Genomic DNA, 4,164 nt, shown 5'->3' on the forward strand with positions numbered 1-4,164 from the left:
GGCGATCTGACCGTCCAGCCAGTCGGTCAGTTCGGTCATGCCGTCGGCCAGGGTGACTTCCGGCCGGTATCCCAGGATCCGCTGGGCCTTGCCGATGTCGGCGAAGCAGTGCCGGATATCGCCGACGCGGAACTTGCGCGTCAGGGTAGGGGCGATCCGCGACTTGCCCAGGGCGGATGCTAGCTGTTCGGCCACTTCGGCCACGCTGATGCTCTCGCCGCTGCCGATGTTGAAGACTTCACCGGCCGCATTTTCCGCATGGAGCGCCAGATGGCAGGCGCGTGCCACGTCGGCGACATGGACGAAATCGCGCCGTTGCAGGCCGTCTTCGAAGATCATCGGGGAGTTGTCGTTGAGCAGGCGGGAAGCGAAGATGGCCAGCACGCCGGTATAGGGGTTGGAGAGCGCCTGCCGGGTGCCGTAGACGTTGAAGAAACGCATCGCGACCGTCGGAATATTGTAGGCCTGACCGATCATCAGGCACATGCGCTCCTGGACGTATTTGTTGAGCGCGTAGACGGACGACAGGGTCGGCGACTTGGATTCCGGCGTCGGTTGCGGCTCCAGCCTGCCGCCATCGGGGCCGACCGGCTCCCATTTGCCTTCCTTCAAATCGGCGAGGCTTCGTTCCCCGGCGGTGACGATATGGCCCCGGGCATCACGGTACAGCCCTTCGCCATAGATGCTCATGCTGCTGGCGACCACCAGACGTTCGACGGGCCGCTCGATCAGGGCCTGGAGAACGATCGCCGTGCCGAGATCGTTGACGCCGACGTAATCGTCGACCTGGTACATGCTCTGGCCGACGCCGACCATCGCGGCGAAATGGTAGACGGCATCTACGCCCTTCAGGGCGGACTTCACCGCTGCGGAATCGCGGACATCGCCGACTTGCAGTTCCGCCGCACGGTTTAAATACTCGGGTCGAGATTTACCCGGGCCGTGCACCTGTTCCGACAAATTATCCAAAATGCGAACTTTATGGCCGGCGGAAATAAGTTCATCAGCTAAATGAGAGCCAATGAAACCAGCCCCACCGGTGATAAGTATTGTTTTCGACATAAGATTGTTTTCCCTGGGTATCCTTCTTGCTAGTGGTGAACGCGATCGGTCGTTGCAGGTTCCAATCGTCTTAAAGGAGTACGACCTGCTGCAAAGGGGCATATGAGGAGTTTGGTATATGACCCAAGGTTCTAGGATTTAGATCTTGGGTGATAGGGTGCCGGCCTCAGCCTGCGGAAAATAGAAGCACCACGCCCAGTACCAGGCAGACCGCAACGATCCCGACGGCGATCATGGGACCCTGGCGGCTCGGCGGCGTATCTTTGGAATGGGACCCTTCCGGAGCGTGAGCAGGCGCCGCAGGACTTTCGTACCTCACGGTCGAGGCGGGAGTCGGCGACCCGGCGGCTTCGTCGTCGGTGCCGAGCGGCGATGCCGCCGGGTCGGGGGCGGCGACCTTGTCGCGGAACTTGCCGCTGTCGATCTGGTCGCGCAGATGTCCGCGCTCGACCGGATCGCCGGAGGCCGAACTGGCGGGGTCTGGGGTGACGGGAGCGTTGTGGGCGGCGCCCATGTCGCGGGAAATTTCGCGGTCGGCCATATCTGTACTTCCTGCATATCTGAGCGACGATTGCTCGGGACGCTGCGATGGTGCGCGAGGCGCACCGCATCATCCGGCAGGAAGGTGAACCGGTGGGCAGGAGGGTTGGTTCCGGGCTGCCGCTCGACCGGCACGCCCAGCTCGAAGCAAATACAAGTGCAGATGGATGTATAGCGGGGATCGTCCGGGACTGGTGCCGGCTGAGGGATTTGAACCCCCGACCTTCGGTTTACAAAACCGCTGCACTACCACTGTGCTAAGCCGGCCCATCGTCGAACGGCGGTGACACTAGCGCCACGAACGGCGTTGGACAAGGGCGAGGTGATATTTTTGCCGCGAACAGCCCGGCCGCCGACGGGAACTGGTCGCCGAGCCCCATCGGCGGCACAGTCGAAGTCACCATCCTGCCGTCCCCCAAAGCCCGTGACGCCATCCCGAAAGGTAGCCGGATCAGCTATCTGAGGGAAGGCGGCAACGGTTTTGGGAAGTACAGGATCGACTTGTCGAAGGAACAATCATTATGACGATAGCGTAATAGTTATATCTTTACACAAAAATTTTTCAATAGAGGATTGCACATAAAAACTTATCCACCTCCGATTAAGTAATATTTATCGACTGCATCAATGACCTCCAGTGCGATTTGGATAATCGTTGCTGCAATGTTTAACCAGCTCATTGTTGCCTCCGTTCTTGGTTTGTGAAGCCATTATCGTGGGGAGACGAGCTGCCTCCAATAAGCGATGGGGGTGTCCGCTATGCATTCCACGCATGGGGCCATGCGTGGAACTCGAAAAAACATAAAAGCCCTTAATGTAGACATCTAAATTCGATATTAGTGTAGCATATGCGACCACAAGACCTTTATTCACACTACTGACGTGATTAATTGATTAATCAACCGATAGATGACGAAGATTTTTGTCCAAGTGGTTCTGGCGAGCCTGCATCCATGGATGGGCAGACCCTTGATTTGTTCGAGCACCGATATGGTCCTAGAGGAACTAGAGGGGGTAGGAACGCAGCAGAGCGACAGGCAGCTTGGGCGGCAAAGATGCGGTCGGACGGCTTTGTTCAAGTGGCTGTCTGGGTCCCTGCACATCGACGACATCAACTGCAGCAACTAGCAAAATCTTGGTGCCAAGCTCACTTTAAAGAGGAGGGCGCGCGATGAGCGCCCTCCTCTCAATCAACTGGTCAATTTGATCTTGATAGCGGTGGCTAGCGCAGCCGCGCCAGCTCGTACAGCGCCACGGCCGCCGCGTTGGAGACGTTGAGGCTGCCGATCGGTCCGCTGGTCGGCAGACGTGCGATTTCGTCGCACCGTTCCATGGTCAGCCGGCGCAGCCCGCTGCCCTCCGCGCCCAGGACGAGGGCGACGCGGTTCGGGAATGTCAGTTGGGCCAGCGTCTTGCCACCCGACTCGTCGAGCCCGACGCAGAGGTAGCCGGCCTCCCTCAGTTCGGTCAGGGAGCGCGAGAGATTGACGACGCGGACCAGGGGGACGACCTCGGCGGCTCCGGAAGCGCTTTTCGCCAGCGTTCCCGTCATCTCTGGGGCGTTGCGGTCGGGCAGCACCACGGCGCTGGCCCCGAAGGCGGAGGCGGAGCGCAGGATGGCGCCGACATTGTGCGGGTCCGTCACCTGATCCAGCAGCACGACGAGGTCGCCGTCCTTCAGCGATCCCTCACGGATGACGTCGCCGAGATCGACCTCGGGCAAGGGGGCGGCGTCGAGCACCAGTCCCTGGTGGACGGCGCCGGCCGGCAGCAGGCGGTCGAGATCGGTCCGCTCGACCAGGGTCGGCGCGGGACGGTCGAGCTTCGCGGCCTTGGCCTGCTCCAGGGCGGCGGCGAGGCCGGCGAGAGCCGCCTCGGTCGCCAGCAGGCGATGCACGCGGCGTTCCGGATTGATCCAGGCGGCCGCCACGGGATGAAGCCCGAACAGCAGGCCTGGACGGGCGGATTGCGCAAGCGCGGGCTTCTGATGGCGCGCGGGTTGTCCGGACTGGGCGGACGGGCGGGGCGGCTGGCGCGGGGGCTTGTGTCGGGTCATGATGTCGGGACAGTGGCGTATGACGATTTGCGATGCCAGCGCTCATATCGGATATCTTTAGACGTTGACAACGCGGCTGAAATTCCCATAGTGCGCATCTCCGTTCCGGGCGACCGGGGCGGTTTGGAAGGGTGGCCGAGTGGTTAAAGGCAGCAGACTGTAAATCTGCCCGCGATAGCGTACGCTGGTTCGAATCCAGCCCCTTCCACCATCTCTGCTATCAGGACCGGATCCGCCGGTCCGGTCGGCAGACCGGTGTCGATGGCGCCGTAAGGAAATGGCTCGGGCGGGTGTAGCTCAATGGTAGAGCTCCAGTCTTCCAAACTGGTGACGAGGGTTCGATTCCCTTCACCCGCTCCATTCCTGAAGGTCGACGGGTGCCGGCTCCGGTAATATGTGTGTTTAGATCTTCGGATGGATGTCGGCTAAAGCCGCGGGGACAGAAAGAGCGATGGCGAAGGCTAAATTTGAGCGGAACAAGCCGCACTGCAACATCGGCACGATCG

Annotated in this window: 3 protein-coding genes and 3 tRNA genes; 2 read left to right on the forward strand and 4 right to left on the reverse strand. The window is 60.8% G+C overall.

What is annotated here, in order from left to right; genetic code table 11:
• The 4 genes from AC5JJ6_RS37085 to rlmB all read right to left on the reverse strand — a co-directional run.
• Positions 1 to 1,062: SDR family NAD(P)-dependent oxidoreductase (locus tag AC5JJ6_RS37085; RefSeq protein WP_496046842.1), on the reverse strand; the 1,062-nt coding region annotated here is incomplete at its 3' end.
• Positions 1,063 to 1,228: 166 nt separating this feature from the next.
• On the reverse strand, positions 1,229 to 1,603 hold the full coding sequence (locus tag AC5JJ6_RS37090; RefSeq protein WP_496046843.1) for a hypothetical protein: 375 nt from the start codon (positions 1,601 to 1,603) through the stop codon (positions 1,229 to 1,231).
• Between the two features lie 191 nt (positions 1,604 to 1,794).
• Positions 1,795 to 1,869, reverse strand: a tRNA-Thr gene (locus AC5JJ6_RS37095).
• A 955-nt stretch (positions 1,870 to 2,824) separates the two neighbouring features.
• Complete coding sequence (gene rlmB, locus AC5JJ6_RS37100; protein WP_496046844.1) at positions 2,825 to 3,658, reverse strand: 23S rRNA (guanosine(2251)-2'-O)-methyltransferase RlmB; 834 nt, start codon at positions 3,656 to 3,658, stop codon at positions 2,825 to 2,827.
• Between the two features lie 125 nt (positions 3,659 to 3,783).
• Between rlmB and AC5JJ6_RS37105 the strand changes: the two genes are divergently transcribed.
• Both AC5JJ6_RS37105 and AC5JJ6_RS37110 read left to right on the forward strand, forming a co-directional pair.
• Positions 3,784 to 3,869 (forward strand) — tRNA-Tyr (locus AC5JJ6_RS37105).
• Between the two features lie 75 nt (positions 3,870 to 3,944).
• Positions 3,945 to 4,018 (forward strand) — tRNA-Gly (locus tag AC5JJ6_RS37110).
• The last annotated feature ends 146 nt before the right edge of the window (positions 4,019 to 4,164 follow it).

The sequence above is a fragment of the Skermanella sp. genome (assembly GCF_059503625.1).

What these genes read in the sequence shown, in the direction of transcription:
- AC5JJ6_RS37090 (WP_496046843.1), bottom strand. Translation starts at nt 1,603, where the DNA reads ATGGCCGACCGCGAAATTTCCCGCGACATGGGCGCCGCCCACAACGCT.
- rlmB (WP_496046844.1), bottom strand. Translation starts at nt 3,658, where the DNA reads ATGACCCGACACAAGCCCCCGCGCCAGCCGCCCCGCCCGTCCGCCCAG.